Here is a 25,361-nt window from a genome sequence, read left to right on the forward strand (position 1 = left end):
AGGAAAACATGAGCTTTGATGGAAAAATTGCACTGGTCACTGGCGCCAGCCGTGGCATAGGTCGCGCGATTGCAGAATTATTGGTTGAACGTGGTGCGCGTGTTGTTGGCACTGCAACCAGTGAGAAGGGAGCTGAAGCGATCAGTGCCTTCCTGGGTGATAAAGGCAAAGGTTTTGTACTGAATGTCACAGATTCAGAATCCATTGAAAATGCACTATCGAATATTCGTGCTGAATTTGGTGAAATAGACATTTTAGTTAATAATGCAGGCATCACTCGTGATAACTTGTTGATGCGCATGAAAGATGATGAGTGGCAAGATATTATTGACACGAATCTTTCTTCGATTTTTCGTCTGTCAAAAGCAGTAATGCGTTCTATGATGAAAAAACGTTATGGACGTATTATTTCCATCGGCTCTGTTGTTGGAACGATGGGAAATGCAGGGCAGGCGAATTACACGGCAGCGAAAGCAGGAGTTATTGGTTTTAGTAAATCATTGGCTCGTGAAGTCGCTTCCCGTGGCATCACTGTCAACGTTGTTGCACCGGGTTTTATCGAAACGGATATGACCAGAGCGTTGACAGACGAACAACGTGCGGGCATTGCTGCTGGAATACCTGCCAATCGTCTTGGTGATGCAAAAGAAATTGCCAGTGCTGTAGCGTTTCTTGCTTCTGACGAGGCCGCTTACATCACGGGTGAAACATTACATGTCAATGGTGGCATGTACATGATCTAAAAATGAGCGAACCCCCTGTTTTTGATGTGTTTTTTGTGCAAAAAAAGCAGATTGTGGTTCGACCAGCCGGGATTTGGTTGCATCTTTTCCTGTATTTTATAAACTACGAAAACCATCGCAGAAGCGAGTTTTGATAGGAAATTTAATAGTATGAGCACTATCGACGAACGCGTTAAGAAAATCATCGTTGAACAACTGGGTGTTAAAGAGGAAGAAGTTGTGAACACAGCTTCATTTGTTGATGACTTGGGCGCTGATTCTCTTGACACAGTTGAACTGGTAATGGCTCTGGAAGAAGAGTTCGATATCGAGATCCCAGACGAAGAAGCTGAAAAAATCACTACAGTTCAGGCTGCTATTGACTACGTTGAAAACGCAGGTAAATAAGCACACATACCTAGGCGGTCATTCGACCGCCTATGTTTTTCGTCCTAAATTTTTTCCCTCCCTGGAGGATAACCGTGTCTAAGCGTCGAGTAGTCGTGACCGGACTAGGCATGTTATCTCCTGTCGGCAATACAGTAGAGTCTTCCTGGAACGCTGTGTGTGCCGGACAGAGTGGTATCGGCCTTATCGAACATTTTGACACCGCGAACCATGCAACTAAGTTTGCAGGTGTGGTGAAGAATTTTAATCATGAAGACTTCAATATTTCGCGCAAAGAAGCACGGAAGATGGATCTCTTCATTCAATATGGTATTGCTGCGGGCAAACAAGCTATTGAAGACTCAGGAATCGAAGTAACAGAAGCCAATGCTAGCCGCTTTGGTGCTGCTATTGGTTCTGGTATTGGTGGCTTGGGTCTGATTGAAGAAAATCACAGTACATTATTATCGGCAGGGCCTCGTAAGGTCAGCCCATTCTTTGTACCTTCAACCATTATTAATATGGTGGCAGGCCATTTGAGTATTCTCTATGGTTTGCGTGGTCCGAGCATTTCCATTGCAACTGCCTGTACTTCTGGTGTACACAATATCGGCCATGCCGCTCGCATCATTGCCTATAATGACGCTGACATTATGCTGGCTGGTGGGGCAGAAAAAGCGAGTACTGAGTTTGGGGTTGCCGGATTCGGGGCTGCACGTGCATTATCAACCCGTAATGATGATCCGCAAGCTGCAAGTCGTCCTTGGGATAAAGATCGTGATGGTTTTGTGCTGGGCGATGGTGCAGGTGTTGTTGTACTTGAAGAGTATGAACACGCGAAAAGACGTGGCGCAAAAATCTATGCGGAAGTGGTTGGCTTTGGCATGAGCAGCGATGCTTACCATATGACATCACCGCCTGAAGATGGCGCAGGTGCTGCTTTAGCAATGCAAAATGCCCTAAAAGATGCGGGAATCTCACCAGAGCAAGTGGGATATATCAATGCTCATGGTACTTCAACACCCGTTGGCGATATTGCAGAAGCTCGTGCAGTGGAGTATGTTTTTGGTGAGGGCACTAAGGTATTGGTGAGTTCAACCAAGTCAATGACAGGCCACTTGTTGGGAGCAGCAGGAGCAGTTGAATCTATTTTCACGATCCTTTCTCTACGTGATCAGATTGTTCCTCCAACCATTAACTTGGAGAATCAAGATGAGAATTGTCGTTTCGATTTAGTTCCAGGTAAAGCACGTAAAGTTGAAGGAATGGAATACGCACTGTGTAACTCTTTTGGTTTCGGTGGCACCAATGGGTCATTGATTTTCCGCAAGATCTAAACTCACTTTATGTTTATAAAAGCCTCAACATTTGTTGGGGCTTTTTTATCAAAAATTGGGGAAACTAACATGACGTATTGGATTAATGGTCATCAGTGCGATGACTTACCTGTTAATGATCGTGCTGTACAATTTGGTGACGGCTGTTTTACCACCATAAGAGTTGAGCAGGGGTTACCCGCCTTGCTACCTTTGCACATAAAGCGGTTACAGAGAGGTGTTGAGAAACTCTTTATGCCAACACGGGACTGGCCTCAACTTGAGACTCACATTAAGCAGGTAGCGAAAGGGTGTGAATTGGGTGTGTTGAAAGTCATTCTTTCCAGAGGTGCGGGAGGTCGTGGCTACAGTTTTGATGATACGATTGAGCCCACACAGATCGTATCTTTAAGTTCGTATCCTGAACGGTATATTACTCAGCGTCAAAAAGGGGTTTCATTGTCCCTGAGTCCTATTTCGATGGGAATTAATCCCTATCTGGCGGGCATTAAACATTTAAATCGTTTGGAGCAGGTTCTGATCAAACGGTTCATTGACCAAACCAAAGTCGATGAAGCTCTGGTACTCGATAGTAACGGCCTATTGGCTGAATGCTGTACTGCCAATATTTTCTGGCGAAAAGGAAAAAATGTTTATACGCCAGATCTCAGTCAGTGTGGTGTCGAAGGTGTCATGCGATACAAGATAATCGAATTGTTGGCGGAAAGTGATTATCACTTATCATGTGTCATGCGCTATCCTGAGGTTCTGGCTCATGCAGATGAAGTGTTTATTTGTAATTCCTTAATGCCAGTGATGCCAGTAAATCAAATTCAAGCGCATAAAAACCAATCTGTGTGGGAATATCAATCAAGAGAATTGTGTGAATATTTATTACCTGAATGTTTGAAACCTTAGTGAGTATTCAGAAGCACAAATAAAGTGATGATCGAATGAAACTAAAAAAGCGCATTTTTATCCTGCCCGGATTGATTATCGCGATTGCTGTGATCCTATTTTTTTCTTTTATGAAGAAAATAGAAAACTTTGCTGATCAAGATATTCATCTTAGCCAAGAACTTATATTTACTGTGCCGGCGGGAACGGGACGCGCTGGGCTGGAAGTCTTACTGACTCAGCATAAATTAATTGAAGATAACCAATTACTGTCATGGTTATTTCGCCTTGAACCGGAACTGGCGAAGTTTAAGGCCGGAACTTACCGCTTGCAGAAAGGCATGTCCTTAAGGGCTGTCCTGCAACTGTTTGCCAGTGGCAAAGAAACTCAGTTTGCCATTCGCTTTGTGGAAGGCAGTCGTCTTTCTGATTGGTCAAAAACATTGCAGAATGCGCTCTATGTAAAGCATGAAACAGAAAGCAAAACGCCGAAAGCGCTGCTTGATATTTTAGGGATGAAAGAAGGAGAGTCACTGGAAGGTTGGTTTTATCCTGATACCTACCTGTATACCGCAGGCACAAGTGACTTGGAATTACTCAAACGAGCCCATGACAAAATGAAAATGGTAGTCGGGCAGGCGTGGGAAAACCGGGAGAAGAACCTGCCTTATAAAAGTGCCTATGAAATGTTGATCATGGCCTCTATCATTGAAAAAGAGACAGCAATTGAGTCTGAACGCACCAAAGTTGCCTCTGTATTCATCAATCGTCTACGGTTAAAGATGAGATTGCAAACTGATCCGACGGTGATTTATGGATTGGGTGATAAATATACGGGAACAATTTTCCGCAGCAACCTCAACACATTCACCGCCTACAACACTTATATGATTGATGGATTACCACCTACCCCCATCGCTATGCCGGGTTTGGCTTCAATTAAGGCAGCAGCGCACCCCGCTGTGACACAATACTTATATTTTGTCGCCAATGGTGATGGGGGCCATACATTCACCACCAATCTGACAGAACATAATAAAGCAGTCAGTTTTTATCGCCAAAGGTTAAAGCAGGATAAATGAACAGCAAATTTATTGTAATTGAAGGGCTTGAGGGCGCGGGAAAAACAACAGCAATCCAAACAGTGGTTGAAACCTTGAAACAGTCTGGGATTGCTGATGTGGTACTGACCCGTGAACCCGGCGGAACGCCGTTGGCAGAAAAATTACGTGAGCTGATTAAACAAGACGTTAAAGGAGAATCACTGACAGATAAAGCTGAGCTACTGATGTTATATGCTGCCAGAGTCCAATTGGTGGAAAATATTATCAAGCCAGCCTTGTCAAAGGGAACTTGGGTTGTGGGTGATCGCCATGATCTCTCTTCTCAGGCCTATCAGGGAGGAGGCAGGGGTATCGATCAGCACTTGATGGCGTCATTACGTGAAGCTGCGTTGGGTGATTTTTATCCAGATTTAACCCTCTATCTTGATTTACCGCCGGAAATCGGCTTACAACGCGCTCTCGAGCGCGGTGAATTGGATCGGATTGAAAAAGAGTCTTTGGATTTCTTCCACCGTACCCGTGCAAGGTATCTTGAACTGGTGGCGAAAGATGGCAGTATCAAACAGATTGATGCAACTCAACCTCTGGAAAAAGTGCAGGATGATATTCGCCATACCCTACTTGATTGGTTAAAACAACATGGGTCAAAAGAACAGGAAATTCAGGCATGAACTGGTATCCGTGGCTCAATCATCCGTATCGTCAATTAGTTGAACTCCATCAACAGGGACGTGGGCATCATGCTATTTTGTTTCATGCTCATACGGGAATGGGAGCCGATGCTTTATTGTATGGCTTGAGTCGCTGGTTAATGTGCCAGAATAAACAGGGGACGAAAAGCTGTGGCAAATGCCACGGCTGCCATTTAATGTTGGCGGAAACGCACTCTGACTGGCACGTCCTTTCCCCTGAGAAGGGCAAAAATACCATAGGGGTAGACGCAGTACGCCAGCTCAGTGAGAAGCTCTATGAATATTCTCAGCAGGGAGGCGCCAAAATTGCCTGGATTACCTCCGCAGAATCCCTGACTGATGCGGCTTCTAATGCCTTGTTGAAGACCCTGGAAGAACCCCCAAAAAACACCTACTTTCTGTTGCAGTGCCAGAGTCCGGTCAATTTGCTGGCAACACTACGCAGCCGCTGTTTTTACTATTTTATTCCCGTGCCTGAATTTTCAGTCGGGCTTTATTGGCTACAAAAACAACTTCCCGCGATCGCCTCGTTGGATGCACAAACCGCATTAAAACTCTCTCAAGGCGCGCCACTGGCAGCAGAACAATTGCTCCAGACTGAAAAATGGCAGCAGAGAAACGCGTTTTGCCAAGCGATTGAACAGGCATTACGTAAATGTGATACCCTGTCACTTTTGCCATTGCTAAATCGTGATGATGTACAGCAATCTTTGCATTGGTTGATCAGTTTATTGTCCGATGCAGTGAAATGGCGGCGGCAGGCACAGAATTACTGTGTTAACCAAGATCAACACGTGTTGATCCATTATCTGGCTTCCAGCCAAAGTGTGGAAACATTATTAAATTCCGTTGATGATTGGGTACATTGTCGTCATCAATTATTCTCTGTGGTGGGCGTCAATCGGGAATTGTTGCTAACGGAACAATTACTCAATTGGGAAAGGCAGCTTTGTCCTGCCCAGTCACTTATTTAGATACGAGCATATTATGTTTTTAGTTGATTCGCATTGTCATCTCGATTGCCTTGATTATGAAACACTGCACAAAAGTGTCGATGATGTTGTGGCGAAAGCGTCCGAGCGGGACGTGAAATATCTGTTAGCCGTAGCAACCACATTGCCTGGTTTCCGGCAAATGAAGAATTTGATTGGTAAGCGGGAAAATGTCGCCTATTCCTGCGGTATCCACCCATTGAATTTGGATGAAGGCTACGATTTCGAAGAGCTTGCCCGTCTGGCAGCGGATGAAGAGGTTGTCGCCATGGGGGAAACGGGACTGGATTATTATTATCAGAAAGAGAATGCTGAGCTCCAGAGAACTGCATTTCGTGAACATATTCGCATTGGCCGTGAACTCAATAAACCAGTGATTGTGCATACCCGTGAAGCAAGAGACGATACGTTGATGGTTTTGCGGGAAGAAAAAGTCCAGGATTGTGGCGGCGTGTTGCACTGTTTCACGGAAGATAAAGAGACGGCAAGAGCTTTGTTGGATCTGGGTTTTTATATCTCTTTTTCCGGCATTGTCACTTTTCGTAATGCTGAGCAGATCCGCGAAGCGGCAAAATTTGTGCCACTGGATCGCATCCTAGTAGAAACTGACTCACCTTATCTGGCACCGGTTCCCCATCGTGGTAAACAGAACCAGCCGGCTTATGTCCGTGATGTGGCGGAATATATGGCCGTATTGAAAGGGGTCAGCATTGATGAACTGGCGGCGGTGACGACAAGAAATTTTTGTGAACTGTTTCATATCGATATTAACGCAAACTAAGTTAACCCTATCACACGTTATTTTTAGGTATCACAACCAAAAGGAGAAGTAAGATGGCTGAAGAAACGATTTTTAGTAAAATCATCCGCCGGGAAATTCCTTCTGATATTATTTATCAGGATGATTTGGTCACTGCATTCCGCGATATTTCCCCTCAGGCACCCACCCATGTTTTGATCATCCCTAATGTCTTGATCCCAACGGTGAATGATGTGACCGCTGATCATGAGCTTGCTTTGGGGCGTCTGTTTACCGTAGCCGCTAAAATTGCGAAAGAAGAAGGCATTGCAGAAGATGGCTACCGTTTGATCATGAACTGTAATCATCATTCAGGACAGGTCGTTTTCCATATCCACATGCATTTGGTGGGTGGCCGTCCATTGGGACCGCTATTAGCAAAATAATAAACCGGCAGAATAAATTAACTTATGAGTATCGGTACAAGGTAGCGATGTAACTGGAGTCGATTATTAATGAAAAGAATTCTCTTTGTTATGTTATCAGCAATATTGCTGGCGAGCTGTGTAGCGCCAGAAACTCAGCAGCCTGCTCCTGTTACACCGGCGAAGCCAGAGAAAAAACCGGAGCCGTCGGTAGGGCCATCAGAAAAAGTTCCTCAACCCCCTAAAATTCAGTCGATTGATTGGCAAGGTATTGTTCAGCCATTAGTTGACCAGATGATTAATGCTAATGGTGTGGAAGCGGGAAAATTACTGCTTGTTGATTCTGTCAAGAACAACACGAATAGCTCATTGCGAACCCTGAAAGCTACTGATGCGCTCATGAGTGCAATTAGTAATAAACAGGCTTTTCAGGTTGTACCGAAATCCCAAGTTCATGTTGCCAGACAGGCACTGGGTTTATCCGCGGAAGATAGCCTGGGGTTGCGCAGTAAATCTATTGGCTTGGCCCGTTATTTAAATGCCGATTACGTTCTCTATTCCGTCGTCGCCAATAATCAGGGGCAGCGTGATCTGGAAATGCAGTTAATGCTGGTTAAAACTGGCGAGATACTCTGGTCAGGCCGTGGCGACGTTAACTAACGGCAACGCTTTGCTCAGGGTGTTGTGTCAGTTATGGCCTGATATTCCGGCAGGATCTTGGGAAATCAGGCCGTTAACGGGTCTGACACAGGGAAGTTATTATATTGCTAATCATGATATGACCCATGATGTGCGCCAGATGATTGGACGCGCACAAACATCGCATAGCGAAACACTTGGTGTGGATCGTCAACGGGAAAATCAGATCTTGCGTCGGTTATCTTCCACAGGCATTGCGCCCAGGGTCATTGCTATGCACGGCATCTGGCTATTGCTGGAGTGGTTCACTGGCACCAAAGTGAAATCGGATACATTGGGCCAGACCACTTTGCAGCAATCATTGGCTCAAACGCTCGCTGTTCTTCATAGCCACCCTCTACTGGGCTATCCCCTTCAATTAAAAAAACAACTGGCATCCCAGTGGCAGCAGATTGACAGAAAGCGCCGGTCTCCTGGTTGGCTGCGTCTGCACAAATTTTTTATGGCAACCCGCGTGCCCTCCGCGTTAAAGCTGGCGCCGGCGCATATGGATGTTCATCCTGATAATCTGTTAATAACCGAAGAAGGGCTAAAATTAATTGATTGGGAGTATGCTGCGGATGTCGATATCGGCTTATCACTGGCGGTACTGTTCAAGGGAAATCAATGGGATGAGATGCAGCAAAAAACGTTTCTGAATTATTATTGTACCCAGACATCAGGCTATTCACATCTCCCTCTATTGCAGCGACAAATTCAGCGATGGGAGCCGTGGGTCAGTTATATGATGCTGATGTGGTATGAAGTGCGCTGGCAGCAGACAAAAGAACAACAATTTTTATTGCTGGCGCATCCTTTGCGTCAGGCTTTTAAACTGTCGTAATGAATTAAAATGGCAATCAATAAACAGAAGTGAGGAAAGCTATGGGGCCAGTAATGTTAGATGTTGTTGGCTATGAACTGGATAACGAAGAGCGCGAAATTCTACAGCATCCCTTAGTGGGTGGTTTAATTTTGTTTACCCGCAACTTCCACGATACACAGCAGTTACGTGAATTAGTTCGCCAAATTCGCGCCGCTTCCCGCCACCGTCTGGTGATTGCGGTTGATCAAGAAGGCGGGCGTGTTCAGCGTTTTCACGAGGGATTTACGCGTTTACCCGCCGCACAATCTTTTGCTTGTGTCCATGACATGCGGATGGGAGCCCATCTGGCAGAAGAGTCGGGTTGGCTGATGGCTTCGGAAATGATCGCAATGGATATCGATATCAGCTTTGCACCGGTGCTGGATTTGGGTCATAAATGCACCGCAATTGGTGAGCGTTCATTCCATGAAGAGCCTGAACCTGCAATGGTGATGGCAGAGAAATTTATCAAGGGCATGCATTCTGCGGGAATGCGCTCGACAGGGAAACATTTTCCGGGACATGGGGCAGTAACGGCGGATTCCCATAAAGAAACGCCAAGGGATAACCGTTCCATGGATGCCATTAACTGCCATGATATGCTGATCTTCCGCGATTTCATCCAGCGTAACCTGCTGGATGCCATTATGCCTGCCCATGTTATTTATCCTCAGATAGATCACCGCCCTGCCAGTGGCTCACCCTATTGGCTGAAATCCATACTTCGTGAGCAACTAGGCTTTGAAGGCGTGATTTTTTCCGATGATTTGTCCATGGAGGGCGCCGCGGTGATGGGCAGTTATGCTGAACGGGCGAAAGCCTCACTGGATGCCGGCTGTGATATGATTTTGGTGTGCAACCATCGGGAAGGCGCGGTCAGCGTGCTGGATAACCTTCCGCTGATTGATTCACCCAAAGTCAAGCGGTTATACCATCAAGGAAAACAGTTCAGTTTGGAAGAATTACAGAAATCTGCACGTTGGCAAAAGGCGAATCAGGCATTACATGATTTGTGCGAAAAATGGTTAGGGTGCGAATAATCATAAGATGTTGGATTAGGTAAATTTGTCTTAATAAAATTTGCTTACTCCTTGTGGCACGAGGAGTAAGCAATCCTCATCATTTGCGTGTATGACGATGATAAAAACTGATTTATTCCACCCCAATATTTTTTGTTCTTGCCGACAGCGCAGTTTGACCCCTTTAAGGGCTGCTATTCACATAATATTAACACTGTAAATATCAGTGATTAATAAATCTGATTTATATCTAATTTATTGAAAATCAGTATGCAATTTTTGTGATTGATGTCTAATTAATCAAAAGAATTTAATTGAGGTCATTTTTGGTATGACCAACTGACCGGCCATGATATTCTGGCAATATTTGCGATATGAAATTTGTTTAGCCTGAAGTTATTTAAGGCCGTTATTCAAGGTTTTTACGCAAGTTTTTTACACAAAGAAACTCGTTTAACGCTTTACATAACATTAGTTGTATTTTCAGTGGGGTAGTCATGACAACGCCAAAGACAAGAATTGTCATCATTGGTGGGGGCGCTGGTGGTTTAGAACTGGCAACGCGTTTGGGGCATAAATTAGGGCGTAACAAGAAAGCCGAAATTACGTTGGTGGATCGTAACAACAGCCATTTATGGAAACCACTATTGCATGAAGTTGCAACAGGGTCTCTTGATGATGGCGTTGATGCATTGAGCTATTTGGCTCATGCCAGTAATCATTATTTCAATTTCCAGCTAGGTACACTCACGAATATCCATCGTGAAGAGAAGAAAATTACGCTGGCTGAGATCCGTAATGAAGACAGTGACCTGTTAGTGCCAGAGCGTGAACTGGCTTACGACATTCTTGTCATGGCATTGGGCAGCCAATCTAATGATTTTGGGACGGCTGGTGTGAAGGAAAATTGTATTTTCCTTGATAACCCGCAACAGGCACACCGTTTCCACAATGAGATGTTAAACCTGTTCCTGAAATATTCTGCCAATCAATGTGCAGAAGAAAAAGTGAATATTGCGATTGTGGGTGGTGGTGCGACTGGTGTAGAGCTTTCCGCAGAACTCTATAATGCCGTTAAGCAACTGAACAGTTATGGCTTCGAAAGCCTGAATTCAGATGCCCTGAATGTGACTTTGGTTGAAGCGGGAGAGCGAATTCTGCCTGCATTGCCGACACGTATTTCCAGTGCGGCTCATCAAGAGCTGACGAAACTGGGCGTTAAGGTATTAACCAAAACAATGGTGACCAGCGCCGATGAGCATGGGCTGAATACAAAAGAGGGTGAACAGATCAAAGCGTCCCTGATGGTTTGGGCTGCGGGAATCAAAGCACCTGACTTTATGAAAGAGATCGGGGGATTGGAAACCAACCGTATCAACCAATTGGTTGTAAAACCGACTTTGCAAACCACACTGGATGATCATGTTTTTGCCATTGGAGATTGTGCATCCTGCCCGAAAAAAGAAGGGGGTTTTGTTCCTCCTCGTGCCCAGTCCGCTCATCAGATGGCAAGCCGTTGCTATGATAATATTCTGGCATTGTTAAATGAAAAACCATTGAAAGAGTATGTTTATAAAGATCATGGCTCATTGGTTTCATTATCCAGGTTCAGTACTGTTGGTAGTCTGATGGGTAACTTGATGCGTGGCTCAATGATGGTTGAAGGCCGTATTGCTCGTGTGGTTTACATCTCTTTGTATCGTATGCATCAGGTCGCTTTGCATGGATACATTAAAACTGGCTTGATGATGCTGGTTGGAGGCATTAACCGCGTTATTCGTCCACGCTTGAAGTTGCATTAATTAGCGAAAAAATGGCTCATCTTAAAGTAATTAATTGAGGTGAGCCATTGACCTGCCATTATATTTATTATTATACATACCATAATTATTCTTCTCTAAAGTGACTTCAAGTGTTTATTCTAATGAATAGAACGTATTCAAATAAAATCTGAATCGCATTTCAATTAATTCATTATTGTTATATATAATATTGTTTTTTAAATAATGACCTGATTATCAATCGGTTTTTATAATAGTGGCATACACAATAAGAGTGATTTTTACAAATTATGAGGATAACTTATCAGTATATTTAATTAATCTATCTAATAAGGCTAGATTTGGTCAGGTTACTCTGGTATCACAATTTTGTTCGGTCTGTAGTATTAAGTAGTAAATAGTAATATTAAACCGTAGTATTAAAGGACATTGGAACGATTTTTTATGTAATATGAAATTTGGGGATATTAAATTAGTCTTTATGCACTAAATTCTTATGAAATTATTCTTTCAATCAAATTGTGTGGGAAATTATCAATATATCAAGGTGCTATGTGGTTAAACTAACGATAAGACAGTATGTAATTGGTATCATAATCACTATCATTACTATTGCCATCATTGGTGCCGCGGCAACGTTTTATTTTGACTCTCCACGCCCTGGCGTTGCGCACGTATTATCTTCAAAACCGATCAGATCAACGGTTGTTTTTCGTCAATCCTATTGCCCTGTTACGGTATTTCCCATTCCCATTACGGTAAAAGCGATATCCGGAAATCACTTTATTACCTATCAATATCGTATCTTAACCCTGCTTGAACACCTGAAAGCCAATAGGGAATATCCGGCTTTAATCCATTCAGTGTTAGAAAATTGCACAGAATTTAATTTTAAGAAGCCACATATTGTCGCGTATGACGTCAATTATGTCATTGGAGAGCAGCCGGGAAAAATCAGGATGGAGTACAAACCCGATGACACTATCCCTTTAAATGAGAAAGGTCAATTAGTTCTGAAATCATATTGACAACAATGAATAACTCTTACTTTTTAGCAAATTAGCGGAAGGCAGAGTAAAAAACAGAAGATAGAATAAAAAAGGTTGCACTGTTTCGTGTTAGTGCAACCATGGTATCACCTTTTCATCGTTACTTTTTCATCGTTTAAATGCCAGATTGATCCCGATTAGGCATCGCGCTGGTGCTGAACGAAATTTTCTAGTAATTGTTGGATAAAAGATAAACGAGAAGCCCGCTCGGTTAAGTCAGCCATGAATTTCAATTTAAAGGGACCATCCAACCGGTAAATCTTAGGCTGCGTTTGTAATAAGCCAATGAGATAATTCGGTTCGACTTTATTGTGATGGCCAAATTCAATAAAGCCGCCTTTTTCATGGGCTTCAATGCGTTTGATACCGAGTTGTTGGGCGATCAGACGAATAGCAGCAGATTGCAACAGTTGACGTCCCGGATCAGGCAGAACGCCAAATCGGTCAATAAGCTCAACTTTCAGCTCATCCAATTCGCTATTATCCTGTGCGCTGGCGATGCGTTTATAGAACGATAAGCGCATGTTGACATCCGGAATATAGTCATCCGGTATAAGCACAGGCATACGTAGTTCTATCTCAGTCTGATTGTTGGTGAGATCTTCAAGCGAAGGTTCCCGTCCCTCCTTAAGCGCATCAACCGCACTTTCCAATAATTCCATATAGAGTGTGAAACCGATACTGGCCATCTGCCCACTTTGGTCTTCACCCAATAATTCGCCAGCGCCTCTAATTTCCAAGTCGTGAGTCGCCAGGGCAAAACCTGCCCCCAGATCTTCGAGCGAAGCAATGGCCTCCAGCCGTTTTTTCGCATCGCTGGTCATGGCTTTGGGATGGGGGGTCAGCAAATAAGCATAGGCTTGGTGATGAGAGCGCCCGACACGCCCACGTAATTGGTGTAATTGGGCTAAACCAAAATGATCGGCACGTTCAATGATAATGGTATTGGCACTGGGAATATCAATACCGGTTTCGATAATCGTGGTACACACCAACACATTAAAACGCTGATGATGGAAATCGGTCATCACGCGTTCTAAATCGCGCTCACGCATTTGCCCGTGTCCTACCACAATTCTGGCTTCGGGAACGAGTTCTTCCAGCCGGCCTTTTGCTTTTTCGATATTTTCAACATCGTTATACAGATAGTAAACTTGCCCGCCGCGCAAAATTTCACGCAGGATAGATTCACGTACCACGAGGCTATCATATTCACGCACAAACGTTTTCACGGCCAGGCGACGGGCAGGCGGCGTGGCGATAATGGAGAGATCACGCATACCACTCATTGCCATATTGAGGGTTCGCGGGATCGGGGTTGCCGTCAGTGTCAGAACGTCAACATCTGCCCGAATTGATTTAATCCGCTCTTTATGACGAACCCCGAAGCGGTGCTCCTCATCGACGATTAATAAACCGAGATCTTTCCAGCGCAGATCGCTTTGCAGGAGCTTATGAGTACCAATAATGATATCCACTTTGCCTTCCGCCGCCATATCGATGACCTGCTGTTGTTCTTTTGCACTACGAAAGCGTGACATCACTTCAATGTGTACCGGCCAATTTGCAAAGCGATCGCGGAAATTATCGTCATGCTGCTGAGCCAATAAGGTAGTGGGTACAAGGACTGCAACTTGTTTATTGTTGATAATGGACAGAAATGCGGCGCGCATCGCCACTTCTGTTTTCCCAAACCCAACATCGCCACATACCAGTCTGTCCATGGCAATCGGCTCGCACATATCATCAAGTACCGCGTTGATGGCCTGCTCTTGATCAGGGGTGGTATCAAAGGGAAAACTCTGGCAGAACAGTTGGTATTGTTCGCGATCGTTTTCGAAAGCAAAACCGGGTTTAACGGCACGTTGTGCGTAAACATCCAGAAGTTCGGCGGCAACATCACGCACCTTTTCAGCCGCTTTCTGGCGGGCTTTGCTCCATGCCTCTCCTCCCAATTTATGCAATGGGGCGCTCTCCTGAGCACTACCGGCATAACGGCTGATGAGGTGCAGGGAAGAGACAGGCACATATAATTTATCTTCTCCGGCATAAGTCAGGATAAGATACTCGGCCTTAATGCCACCCGCTTCTAACGTGATTAACCCCTGATAACGCCCAACACCATGCTCAAGGTGAACCACCGGCTGTCCGTGCCGTAATTCAGCGAGATTGCGGATAAGGGTATCGGTATTGATGGTTCGCCGATTATCTTGACGGCGGCGGCTGACCCGTTCGCCAAGCATGTCACTTTCACAAATCAACGCGAGATGGTGGTCTTCATCAACAAAACCGTGCTCTGCGGCGCCAACCATCAAATAATGGCCGGGGCTGTCGGCGTCAGTGAGCTGGTTTATTTTTATCGGATTGATTTTGATGCGGGATAGTAATTCCTGTACGGATTCCCGGCGTCCCTCACTTTCCACTGAAAATACGATTTTGCCTTCACCACTGAATTGCTCCATGAAACGGCGTAATTTATCCAATGAGGCTTTTTGTTGTGCCGCAACCGATAAATCAGGCAGCGGATGATAGGCAAGGTTGGTATTCTTTGCTTTTTGCGGCAGGGGATCGTTATCGACTTCAATGCGGGGCCAGTTTTTCAGTTCTGAAAATAGCTTATTGACCGGCAACCATAACTGTTCAGGCGCGAGCAACGGGCGCATGGGGTCAACTTTGCGGCTCTCAAAGCGTTGTTTCGCATCTTGCCAGAAACGTTCCGCAGCATGGGTCAAATTCTGGGTAATTAACAGTGTATTTTCGGGCAAATAGTCAAAGATGGCAGGCAAAGGTTGTTCAAAAAACAACGGTTGCCAATACTCAATGCCCGCCGGCAGCATTTTTTTACTGACTTGCTGATAAACATGTTCAGCATCACGACGGACTTCAAACTGTTCACGCCATTGGCTGCGAAACAGCTCAATCGCCTCTTGGTCGGTGGGGAATTCATGTGCCGGCAGTAAACTGATTTTTTCCACTTCGGCCAAGGTACGCTGGCTATCCACATCAAAAGTACGCAGGCTGTCGATCTCATCATCAAAAAAATCGATGCGGTAAGGGTGTTCACTGCCCATCGGGAAAAGATCAAACAAGGCGCCGCGCGTCGCAAACTCGCCATGTTCCAGTACCTGTTCAACGCTACGATAACCTGCCTGTTCTAGCTCTGCCCGCAGCTTATCACGTGAAAGACGCTGCCCTTTGTGCATAACCAGCGCATGGCCCTTGAGATAATCGTGTGGGCAGACCCGCTGCATCAGGGTATTGACGGGAAGGATTAATGCCCCTTTCGTCATAAAGGGTAAATGATAAAGCGTGGACAGGCGGTTGGAGATGATTTCTTGGTGAGGAGAAAAACTGTCGTAGGGCAAAGTTTCCCAATCTGACATAGTATTGATGGGGGCGTGGGTGAACTGTTGAATTTCATCACGCAATCGCAGGGCATTCTGCATATCTTTGGTCACCAGCAGTATTGGCCCTGAGTGACGTTCAATGATTGCGGCACATTCAACGGCACAGGCTGCGCCGGTCAAATGGCCCAGGGAGCGGCTATCACCGCGGCGTTCAGGAAGTTGATAACGGTATTTTGCTGACATAAGTGTTTGATATGTGTTCTCTAAGATTCAGTCCATTCCCAACACATTTTTAACCCAGTAGCCTTACAATAAATACGCTGGCAGGTTGAGAGAAAGTAAAAAAAACCGCAGAACCGGGATACGGGTGGTTCCATAAAGTATTGCTACCCTTTATTATCCCCGAACACTTTGCTTTGGCAACAGGGGCGTAACAGATTTCATGTTCCAATCTGTCTCATTATTTATAGGATTGCGCTATATGCGCGGGCGGGCGGTCGATAAATTTGGCCGTTTTGTTTCATGGCTGTCGGCGATTGGCATTACGCTGGGCGTCGCGGCGTTGATCACGGTGCTGTCAGTGATGAATGGCTTTGAGCGTTCACTGGAAAGCAGCATTCTGGGTTTTATGCCACAGGCTGTCATTACTTCGGAAAAAGGCTCTGTCAGCCCGGCAGAACATCCGAGCAGCCAGCTTGCGGGGTTAAAGGGAGTCAATCGCATTACCCCTATCGTGCAAGGGGATGTGGTATTGCAGAGTCACCACAATGTTGGGGTGGGTGTCATGTTGGGGATTAACCATGACGAATATGCACCGCTGACAGAACATCTTGTCAATGTTGACCGAAGCCAATTACAACCCGGACGTTATTTTGTCATTCTGGGCGAAAAACTGGCGGCAAAATTGGGGGTAAAACGAGGTGATCAAATTCGGATCATTGTGCCGAGTGCCAGCCAGTTAACGCCAATGGGCAGAATTCCCAGCCAGCGTCTATTCACTGTCGCGGGCACATTTTTCGCCAACAGTGAAGTGGATGGGACAGAAATGCTGGTCAATCAACAGGATGCGGCCAGATTGCTGCGCTATCCGATGGGTAATATTACCGGCTGGCGTTTGTACCTCAATCAGCCGCTGTTAGTCGATGAGTTGAGCCAACAGACCCTTCCGGCAGGGCTGGTATGGAAAGATTGGCGCGAACGCAAGGGCGAATTCTTTCAGGCGGTTCGTATGGAGAAAAATATGATGGGGTTATTGTTGAGCCTGATTATTGCGGTCGCGGCGTTTAACATTATCACTTCTCTCTCTTTGTTGGTGATGGAAAAACAGGGTGAAATCGCTATCTTGCAGACGCAAGGGCTGACTCGCCGTCAGGTCATGGCCATTTTTATGATCCAAGGGGCGGGCGCTGGCATCCTCGGTGCTCTGTTGGGAACGGGATTGGGCGTGCTGCTCTCCAGCCAGTTAAATCATCTCATGCCAATTATCGGTTTGCTGGCCGAAGGCATTCAATTACCCGTGGCGATTGATACTGCACAAGTAGTGATGATTGCCCTCAGTGCCATGTTGATCGCCTTAATCTCGACTTTATACCCTTCCTGGCGCGCGGCTGCCACCCAACCTGCTGAGGCTTTACGTTATGAGTAATCACCCGTTATTAGTGTGTCATCACCTGTGCAAAAAATATCAGGAAGGAAAAATTGCGACAGAAGTGTTGAAGAATGTCACTTTTTCCATGCAGCAAGGCGAAATAATGGCCATTGTCGGCAGTTCAGGGTCGGGTAAAAGCACACTTCTGCACTTATTGGGTGGTCTGGATTCACCGACATCGGGTGAAGTGCTTTTTAAGGGACAATCCCTTAACCAAATGTCTTCGTCTGCGCGGGCAGAACTGCGTAACCGTGAAATTGGTTTTATTTATCAGTTTCACCATTTATTGCCTGATTTTACGGCACTGGAGAATGTGGCGATGCCCCTGTTGATTGGGGGGCAAAAACGCCATGCTCAACAAAAAGCGCGGGAGATGCTGGCCGCGGTTGGACTGGAACAGCGGGCGCATCACCGGCCATCCGAACTGTCGGGAGGAGAACGTCAACGTGTCGCCATTGCACGGGCACTGGTCAACCAACCTTCACTGGTATTGGCGGATGAGCCAACGGGTAACCTTGACCAACGCAATGCCGACAGTGTGTTTCAACTGCTGCAAGAATTGAACCACCAGCAAGGCACGGCATTTCTGGTGGTCACCCATGATCTGAAATTAGCCCGGCAACTGACACGGCAGGTGGAAATGCGTGATGGGTATTTACAGGATGAATTAACCCTGACGGGGGAGATGTAATGGTAAATCTGCCTCTTGCATTATTTACCGCATTACGATTTAGTCGGGGCCGGCGTCGTTCAGGGATGGTTTCCCTGATCTCAGTCATTTCAACGCTGGGCATTATGCTGGGCGTCGCGGTACTGATTATTGGTCTGAGTGCCATGAATGGTTTTGAGCGGGAACTGAAAAACCGGATACTTTCCGTGGTTCCACATGGGCAAATTTATGCGGTGGAGCAGCCTTTTCAGGATTGGGAAACGGCACTCAGGCGGGTAAAACAGACAGCGGGTATTGTCGGCGCCTCACCCTATATTGAATTTACTGGCCTGATGGAGCGTGGTGAAAAGCTCCATGCGATACAGGTGCGGGGTGTCGATCCGGAGACAGAGAACAGCGTGAGTAGTTTGCCTCAGTTTGTGCGTAATGGGGCATGGAAAACATTCAGGGCAGGAGAAAATCAGGTGATTCTGGGGCAGGGAGTGGCTAATTCGCTGCACGTGAAACAAGGTGATTGGGTGACGGTCATGATCCCCAATAACGATGCCAGCCTGAAACTGTTACAGCCTAAACGCATCCGCTTACACGTTGCGGGTATTTTCCAGTTGAGCGGCATGTTGGATCACAGTTTAGCCCTTGTGCCTTTGCCTGATGCCCAGCATTATCTGGATTACGCCAATGCCATCACAGGGATTGCGATTAAAGCAGATAATGTTTTTGTCGCAGAGCAGCGTGTTTGGGACGCCGGTAACGCGACGGGAAAATATGTGTATATCAGCACCTGGATCAAAGATTACGGTTATATGTACAACGATATCCAGATGGTGCGCAGCATTATGTATCTGGCGATGGTGCTGGTTATCGGCGTCGCTTGCTTTAATATTATTTCAACGCTGATTATGGCTGTGAAGGATAAAAGCAGCGATATCGCTATACTACGTACACTGGGTGCCAAGGATAGCCATATCAGGGCCATTTTTTTATGGTATGGATTGCTCACCGGTATGATAGGCAGCCTGGTCGGTGTGGTGGTTGGGGTTTTCACATCATTAAATTTGACGACTATCATTAAGGGATTGGAAAAGCTGCTTGGGCACCAACTCCTTTCAGGCGATATCTATTTTATCGATTTTCTGCCGTCAGAATTACACCTCACGGATGTGCTTTATGTTTTGCTAACGGCATTGGTATTAAGTTTATTGGCGAGTTGGTATCCTGCCCGTCGAGCCAGTAAACTTGATCCAGCGCGGATTTTGAGTGGTCAATAACATGCGGGTTCTTCATCGGCATAGCAAATTTTACCGAATAAGACGGTTACGGCGTCGGCGATTACATAGACAAAACTTTTACAGGGATATCCGATTGGCAAATAAAATAGAAAAACCTTATGTGGTGGTGCTGACCGGGGCAGGCATTTCTGCTGAGTCAGGCATTCGAACATTTCGCTCTTCCGATGGCCTGTGGGAAGAACATCGTGTCGAAGATGTTGCGACGCCAGAAGGTTTCCAGCGTGATCCTGACTTGGTTCAGGCATTTTACAATGCCCGCCGAGAGCAGCTCCGGCAACCGCAGATCCAGCCTAATGCCGCACATGATGCTCTGGTGGAACTCGAACACGAGCTGGGTGACCATTTTTTGTTGGTGACACAAAATATTGATGATTTGCATGAACGTGCGGGAAGTCACCGTGTCCTGCATATGCACGGTGAATTACTGAAAGCCCGCTGTTGTCAGTCCGGGCAGGTGGTTGAGTGGGTCACCGATCTGACGATGGAAGATCGTTGCCATTGTTGCCAGTTTCCGTCGCCACTGCGTCCTCATGTCGTGTGGTTTGGGGAAATGCCATTGGGCATGGAACAGATTTATTCTGCCTTAGCCGATGCCGATATTTTTATTGCGATCGGCACATCGGGTCATGTTTACCCCGCAGCCGGTTTTGTGCATGAAGCTAAATTGTCCGGGGCGCATACTGTTGAGTTGAATCTTGAACCGAGTCAGGTCGAAAACCTGTTTGATGAAAAACATTATGGTCATGCCAGTAAAATCGTCACCCAATATGTTCAATCCTTAATTCAGCAGATGAAGGCAGGTAAAAGCTGATTTGACGCAATACCGACGCTATCCATCTTTTTCATAATGAATTCACGTGAACTAAACCGTGTTTCAAAATGGCAGGCGTCAACCTTATCCCGCGCACTGCGCGGGATAAGGTTGCAAACGCTGACTATGATAAAGCTATTTAGGGAGGAAAAGATGGATAGATTATTAGAGCGTTTTTTAAAATACAGTGTATTTAATACCCAAGCAAAATCATCCGCTAAAACTATTCCCAGCAGTGACGGTCAATGGGATCTTGCCAAGGCATTGTATGAGGAACTGATCCAGTTTGGCTTTGCTGATGTGACGCTCAATGAGCAGGGATATGTGATGGCAACTTTGCCGGCCAATGTTGCAATATCGGTTCCTGTCATTGGTTTCATTGCCCACCTCGATACCTCACCCGATTTTTCCGGCAGGCATATTAATCCTCAAATTGTCGAAAACTATCGTGGCGGCGATATTGCCTTGGGGGTAGGAGATGAAGTGTTATCGCCGGTCATGTTCCCGGTATTACATCGTTTGTTGGGGCAAACATTAATTACGACTGACGGGAAAACCCTGTTGGGTGCTGATGATAAAGCCGGTATTGCTGAAATCATGACCGCAATGGTGCGTTTGAAACAGAAAAATATTCCACATGGTGATATTCGGATTGCGTTTACACCAGATAAAGAAATTGGCAGGGGAGCGTCCCATTTTGATATAGAGGCTTTTGGTGCAGAGTGGGCCTATACCGTTGATGGTGGTGGGGTGGGGGAATTGGAATGCGAAAATTTCAATGCGGCCTCAGTGGCAATCAAGATTGTGGGTAATACGGCTCATCCGGGAAGTGCCAAAGGCGTCATGGTTAACGCATTGACATTGGCAACGCAAATTCATCATGCCCTGCCTGTTGAGGAAACGCCTGAACAGACAGAAGGCTGTGAAGGTTTTTATCATTTGCTGAGTATAAAAGGCTCCGTTGAGCGTGCCGAGATGCACTACATCATCCGGGATTTTGACCGCGCCAATTTTGAAAAACGCAAAAAAAACATGCTGGCTATTGCGGAAAATGCCGGCAAAGGCTTGCATCCCGACTGCTATATTGAATTGGCGATTGATGACGATTATTACAACATGCGTAGTGAGGTGCTCAAATACCCTCATGTTATTGCGATTGCTAAACAAGCAATGCTGGATTGTAATATTGAGCCGGTAATCCAGCCGAACCGTGGTGGTACTGATGGTGCAGAATTATCTTATCGCGGCCTTCCTTGCCCGAATATTTTCACAGGTGGATATAACTATCACAGCAAGCACGAATTTATTTCACTGGAAAGCATGGAGCAGGCCGTTAACGTGATTATGCGGATTGCGGAATTGACGGTAAGTCACGGCAATAATCTATTATCTGAATAATTATCAATGGTTAAATCAACACACTGACAAAGGGGCCGTTCCTTTTGCCCCTTTGCCCAGATTAACCTGTTTGGGTTAATCGTTAAAATACCAATAACCGCTATTGACCAAGGCGGTCAGCAGACTGACAAATCGGACATCATCAATGGCATCACCCAGAAGTTCAGCATTAACTTTGTCATATTGGCACAGGGCATCAGCAGCATGGAGATGGGGCGTATCTATCAACTCACCATTGACGAAACACTGATCGCCGACACGCAGGACGCGCAGGCCACTCAATCGGTTTAATTCTTCGCCTTGTTTCAGTAAATCATAAATCTCATCGCTCTCATAAGGCGGTTCAGGTGGAGCCAGATCCAGTTCATGGCGCGATTGAGAGATAAATTCACCAAACCAGTTTTGGAATGTTTCTGGTTGTTCCAACAGCTCACGCATCATTGAACGCAGTGTGTCCAGCTCATTTGTCTGAATCAGGGCGGGATTATCACGGAATGTCAGTTCAGGATCGCTGTAGCGATGGCTGCCGAGTTCGTTTGCCAGAATATAGTCAGCAAATCCGCTGAATAATTCACGGGAGTTGGGGGCACGGAATCCCACTGAATAGTTCAGTGAATCCTCAATCGCATAGCCTTCATGGGGGAAACCCGGTGGAATATAAAGGATATCGCCCGGTAACATCTCTTCATCAATGATGGCCTCAAAGGGGTCAACCTGCAATAAATCAGGATGAGGGCAATGTTGTTTCATCGGGATTTTTTCACCGACTCGCCAGCGTCGGCGGCCTTTTCCCTGAATAATAAAAACATCATATTGGTCAAGGTGAGGGCCGACACCCCCGCCGGGAACTGAGAAAGAGATCATCAAATCATCCATGCGCCAATCAGACAGGACACGGAATGGCTTCATGAGTGCAGAGGAGGGGAGATGCCAATGGTCAACGGCTTGTACAAGCAGAGACCAGCCTTTTTCGCCTAAATGATCATAAGTCTCAAATGGCCCGTGGGAAACTTCCCAGCGCCCATTTTTCTGACTGACCAAACGGCTATCGATTTCATTTTCCATCGCCAGTCCCGCCAACTCATCGGGGGAAAGGGGATCAATAAATTGATGGAAACCCTGTTTAATCAGCAATGGTCGTTTTTGCCAATGGTTTTGCAAAAACGCCTGCCAGTCCAGATTTAGCTGATAATCCATGGTGACATCCTGAAGTGAGAGGTGAATTTCTCGCTATTATAACGAATAGTCAACCACGATATCAGATTTGGTTGCAATATTTCGAGGCTGAGCTAAATAATCGCTTACCTCATTGTTATCGTTATTGCATTTGCGGTTAGTGAGTGGTAGCTGAATTGTGTTGGGCCCGAAATATCACGCTGACTCTGGTGCCACCCAGTGGGCTATCATCAATGCTGATTTCACCTTCATATTGCTCGACAATTTCAGACGCTATCGACAAGCCGAGACCTTGGCCTGAGCGCAATGTGTCGGCCCGTAAGCCACGCTGGAAAATCATTTCTCGCTTATCCGAGGGCACTCCCAGTCCATCATCATCGACAATAATGGTGACCGCGTTTTCTCCCATTGTGGCGGTAACCTTGACAAATTTCAGGCCATATTTACAAGCATTATCCAAAATGTTTCCCATCACTTCCAGAAAGTCATTTTTTTCCCCCAGCCATGTTACTTCGGGAGAGACATCCAGGGTAATTTTGATACCTTTATGTTGATATACCTTTGTTAAGGCACTAATTAATCCATCCAGCAAGATTGGGACAGAAGAAATTTGCCTCAAAAGCAAACTGTAATCGCTGCGCATATTGGCCTTGTGCAGATAGTAACCAATTTGTTGGGATATTCGGTCAATTTGTTCAAGCATAATAGGTTCAGCTTGTTCAATGGTCAGTTTTTGTGGAGGCCGCATAGAGCGTAGCGTTGATTGCAATACGGCTAACGGTGTTTTCAGGCTATGGGTTAAATCCGAGAGAGTTGTGTGATATTTGGCATAACGTTTACGTTCATTGAATAGTAAGTTGTTTAAGTTTCTGACCAACCCTTTTAATTCGGTAGGCGGATTCTCGTCCAGTTTTTCCCTTTCGCCATTTTCGAGTGAACTGATTTGGGTAATTAAGGATTTTATTGGCCTAAGACTCCAGTCAGCAGCAAGCCAAACTAATGGGATGATTAGCAGTAAATTGGCGATTAAAACATAACCAAACCATTCCCATACTTTTGCTGATTCCTGTACATCTTGTGGAATGGTATCAATGATCACAATAGTCATTGCAGGCAGTTTTTCAGTGGCAGGATAAATGTTGACAGCAACTGAATAGGTTAATAACACATCCTTATTATTTTCTACCTTTTTTGCATTACCCTGATCGGGTGTGGCTGCTGGATGATAAAAAAAATCGCCTTTTTCTTTAAAATACGCTTCTAGCGTATAGAATCCATCTTTTTTCAGCCAATCAGGATCAATCATTCTTTCCAATTCAGGTACATTATTTTGGCGCCAAATAACCGTCCCTTTATTGTCATAGATCAGGGCTAATGAGCGGTAATTCATGGAAAAATCTTTGGGAACGAGAATATCTAGCTTGTTATCTTCCCATCTGGCTAATGTGAAAAAGAGATTGCTTTGGCTACGGAGTATGGAATAGCTTGTTTTATCAAAACTGACTAAATATCCGGCAATGGCAACAATTCCATATGATAGCGTCAGGGCGAGAATAATAGCCGCCGTAGCCATGAGAAACCGAGTTCTCAGGGAAAAAGGCTTTTCAGAGCGTTTAGGCATCATGAGATTTCACATCGAAACGATATCCTTGGCCACGCACAGTAACAATGACCTCTTCTGGCCATTCATTCAATATTTTTTTTCTCAGACGCCCCATTAATACATCAATTGTATGACTTTCACGTAATTCAGCGTCTGGATACAATTGGCGCATTAACGTTTCTTTACTGACAACCTTACCATTGTTGCGCATTAAAGTTTCGATGATGGTGTATTCAAAGGCAGTCAATTTAATATTAGCATCATTGATAGAAAACTCTTTTCTTGAGAGGTTAATTGAAAATGGTGATATTTCAACTAGTTGTGAAGCCAGGCCACTATTACGCCGCATTAATGCCTGTATGCGAGCATTAATTTCTTCCAGATGAAAGGGTTTAGTCACATAATCATCTGCACCAGCATTTAGCACAGTGACTTTTTCTTGCCAGCTCTCACGAGCGGTAAGAACAAGGATAGGCAAATTAATTTGCTCACTGCGCCAGCGCCGTAGCATGCTAAGGCCATCTTCTCCCGGTAACCCTAAATCGACAATAGCCATATCAGGGTGACTCTCTTTAAGGTAATAATCTGCTTCTTTGGCATTCTCCGCAGCATCCACTTGATGCCCAATATCCCGCAGTTGTACGGTTAAGTGATGGCGAAGTAATGCGTTATCTTCAACGATCAATATCCGCATAATGATTCCTTATGCTAATCAGTAATGTTAATCAAATAAATTTAAAATAGCTAAGTAATCAATTTCGTCAATAAAGATTGAATAAAATTATAGATATAT

At 45.4% G+C, this 25,361-nt stretch carries 23 protein-coding genes; 19 read left to right on the plus strand and 4 right to left on the minus strand.

What is annotated here, in order from left to right:
- Positions 1–8 precede the first annotated feature (8 nt).
- The 14 genes from fabG (at position 9) to umoD (ending at position 12,605) form a co-directional block, all read left to right on the plus strand.
- The gene (gene fabG / locus PSI15_RS08320; protein WP_045973532.1) at positions 9–743 is read left to right on the plus strand and encodes a 3-oxoacyl-ACP reductase FabG; all 735 of its coding nucleotides are present in this window, start codon (positions 9–11) and stop codon (positions 741–743) included.
- 150 nt (positions 744–893) lie between these two features.
- Positions 894–1,130 (plus strand): acyl carrier protein, encoded by a 237-nt coding sequence (gene acpP, locus PSI15_RS08325; protein ID WP_012989255.1) that lies wholly within the window; start codon positions 894–896, stop codon positions 1,128–1,130.
- A gap of 74 nt (positions 1,131–1,204) precedes the next feature.
- Positions 1,205–2,446 (plus strand): beta-ketoacyl-ACP synthase II, encoded by a 1,242-nt coding sequence (gene fabF / locus PSI15_RS08330; protein ID WP_273583121.1) that lies wholly within the window; start codon positions 1,205–1,207, stop codon positions 2,444–2,446.
- 69 nt (positions 2,447–2,515) lie between these two features.
- Positions 2,516–3,343 carry an aminodeoxychorismate lyase gene (pabC, locus tag PSI15_RS08335; protein WP_273583122.1) on the plus strand — a complete coding sequence of 276 codons (828 nt, stop codon included), beginning with the start codon at positions 2,516–2,518 and terminating at the stop codon, positions 3,341–3,343.
- Positions 3,344–3,378: 35 nt separating this feature from the next.
- Positions 3,379–4,404 (plus strand): endolytic transglycosylase MltG, encoded by a 1,026-nt coding sequence (gene mltG / locus PSI15_RS08340; protein ID WP_273583123.1) that lies wholly within the window; start codon positions 3,379–3,381, stop codon positions 4,402–4,404.
- Positions 4,401–5,057: a dTMP kinase gene (tmk, locus tag PSI15_RS08345; RefSeq protein WP_045971297.1), complete on the plus strand. Its 657-nt coding sequence runs from the start codon at positions 4,401–4,403 to the stop codon at positions 5,055–5,057. The genes mltG and tmk overlap by 4 nt, the downstream gene beginning before the upstream one ends.
- Positions 5,054–6,052, plus strand: a complete 999-nt coding sequence (holB, locus tag PSI15_RS08350) for a DNA polymerase III subunit delta' (RefSeq protein WP_273583124.1) — start codon at positions 5,054–5,056, stop codon at positions 6,050–6,052. The genes tmk and holB overlap by 4 nt, the downstream gene beginning before the upstream one ends.
- 13 nt (positions 6,053–6,065) lie before the next feature.
- Positions 6,066–6,851, plus strand: coding sequence for a metal-dependent hydrolase (locus tag PSI15_RS08355; RefSeq protein ID WP_273583125.1), 786 nt, complete (start codon positions 6,066–6,068; stop codon positions 6,849–6,851).
- A gap of 53 nt (positions 6,852–6,904) precedes the next feature.
- A complete protein-coding gene (hinT, locus tag PSI15_RS08360; protein ID WP_273583126.1) occupies positions 6,905–7,255 on the plus strand; it encodes a purine nucleoside phosphoramidase in 351 nt (116 codons plus the stop codon).
- A gap of 69 nt (positions 7,256–7,324) precedes the next feature.
- Positions 7,325–7,894, plus strand: coding sequence for a penicillin-binding protein activator LpoB (gene lpoB, locus PSI15_RS08365; protein ID WP_273583127.1), 570 nt, complete (start codon positions 7,325–7,327; stop codon positions 7,892–7,894).
- Positions 7,878–8,756 (plus strand): phosphotransferase, encoded by an 879-nt coding sequence (locus PSI15_RS08370; RefSeq protein WP_273583128.1) that lies wholly within the window; start codon positions 7,878–7,880, stop codon positions 8,754–8,756. Before lpoB ends, PSI15_RS08370 begins: the two co-directional genes overlap by 17 nt.
- Positions 8,757–8,797: 41 nt before the next feature.
- Positions 8,798–9,817, plus strand: coding sequence for a beta-N-acetylhexosaminidase (gene nagZ / locus PSI15_RS08375; protein WP_273583129.1), 1,020 nt, complete (start codon positions 8,798–8,800; stop codon positions 9,815–9,817).
- Between the two features lie 476 nt (positions 9,818–10,293).
- Positions 10,294–11,598, plus strand: a complete 1,305-nt coding sequence (locus PSI15_RS08380) for an NAD(P)/FAD-dependent oxidoreductase (protein ID WP_273583130.1) — start codon at positions 10,294–10,296, stop codon at positions 11,596–11,598.
- 533 nt (positions 11,599–12,131) lie between these two features.
- Positions 12,132–12,605, plus strand: a complete 474-nt coding sequence (gene umoD / locus PSI15_RS08385) for a UmoD family flagellar biogenesis regulator (protein ID WP_273583131.1) — start codon at positions 12,132–12,134, stop codon at positions 12,603–12,605.
- 158 nt (positions 12,606–12,763) lie between these two features.
- Here the strand turns inward: umoD and mfd are convergent, their stop codons facing one another.
- Positions 12,764–16,216 carry a transcription-repair coupling factor gene (gene mfd / locus PSI15_RS08390; protein ID WP_273583132.1) on the minus strand — a complete coding sequence of 1,151 codons (3,453 nt, stop codon included), beginning with the start codon at positions 16,214–16,216 and terminating at the stop codon, positions 12,764–12,766.
- Between the two features lie 199 nt (positions 16,217–16,415).
- On the opposite strand from mfd, the gene lolC reads away from it, so the two are divergent.
- From lolC to pepT, 5 genes are all read left to right on the plus strand, one after another.
- Positions 16,416–17,618: a lipoprotein-releasing ABC transporter permease subunit LolC gene (gene lolC / locus PSI15_RS08395; protein ID WP_273583133.1), complete on the plus strand. Its 1,203-nt coding sequence runs from the start codon at positions 16,416–16,418 to the stop codon at positions 17,616–17,618.
- Complete coding sequence (gene lolD, locus PSI15_RS08400; RefSeq protein ID WP_273583134.1) at positions 17,611–18,312, plus strand: lipoprotein-releasing ABC transporter ATP-binding protein LolD; 702 nt, start codon at positions 17,611–17,613, stop codon at positions 18,310–18,312. Before lolC ends, lolD begins: the two co-directional genes overlap by 8 nt.
- Positions 18,312–19,559, plus strand: a complete 1,248-nt coding sequence (gene lolE / locus PSI15_RS08405; protein ID WP_273583135.1) for a lipoprotein-releasing ABC transporter permease subunit LolE — start codon at positions 18,312–18,314, stop codon at positions 19,557–19,559. Before lolD ends, lolE begins: the two co-directional genes overlap by 1 nt.
- A gap of 1 nt (position 19,560) precedes the next feature.
- Positions 19,561–20,391 carry a Sir2 family NAD+-dependent deacetylase gene (cobB, locus tag PSI15_RS08410; protein WP_273583136.1) on the plus strand — a complete coding sequence of 277 codons (831 nt, stop codon included), beginning with the start codon at positions 19,561–19,563 and terminating at the stop codon, positions 20,389–20,391.
- A gap of 153 nt (positions 20,392–20,544) precedes the next feature.
- Positions 20,545–21,789, plus strand: a complete 1,245-nt coding sequence (gene pepT / locus PSI15_RS08415) for a peptidase T (RefSeq protein WP_273583137.1) — start codon at positions 20,545–20,547, stop codon at positions 21,787–21,789.
- A 75-nt stretch (positions 21,790–21,864) separates the two neighbouring features.
- Here pepT and PSI15_RS08420 read toward each other — a convergent pair whose 3' ends face one another.
- From PSI15_RS08420 to phoP, 3 genes are all read right to left on the minus strand, one after another.
- Positions 21,865–22,986, minus strand: a complete 1,122-nt coding sequence (locus tag PSI15_RS08420; RefSeq protein ID WP_273583138.1) for a ribosomal protein uL16 3-hydroxylase — start codon at positions 22,984–22,986, stop codon at positions 21,865–21,867.
- A gap of 136 nt (positions 22,987–23,122) precedes the next feature.
- On the minus strand, positions 23,123–24,589 hold the full coding sequence (gene phoQ, locus PSI15_RS08425) for a two-component system sensor histidine kinase PhoQ (protein ID WP_273583139.1): 1,467 nt from the start codon (positions 24,587–24,589) through the stop codon (positions 23,123–23,125).
- Positions 24,579–25,262 carry a two-component system response regulator PhoP gene (gene phoP / locus PSI15_RS08430; RefSeq protein WP_273583140.1) on the minus strand — a complete coding sequence of 228 codons (684 nt, stop codon included), beginning with the start codon at positions 25,260–25,262 and terminating at the stop codon, positions 24,579–24,581. Before phoP ends, phoQ begins: the two co-directional genes overlap by 11 nt.
- Between the last annotated feature and the right edge of the window lie 99 nt (positions 25,263–25,361).

Source organism: Xenorhabdus sp. PR6a, from assembly GCF_028599065.1.
GTDB classification, from domain to species: domain Bacteria; phylum Pseudomonadota; class Gammaproteobacteria; order Enterobacterales; family Enterobacteriaceae; genus Xenorhabdus; species Xenorhabdus doucetiae.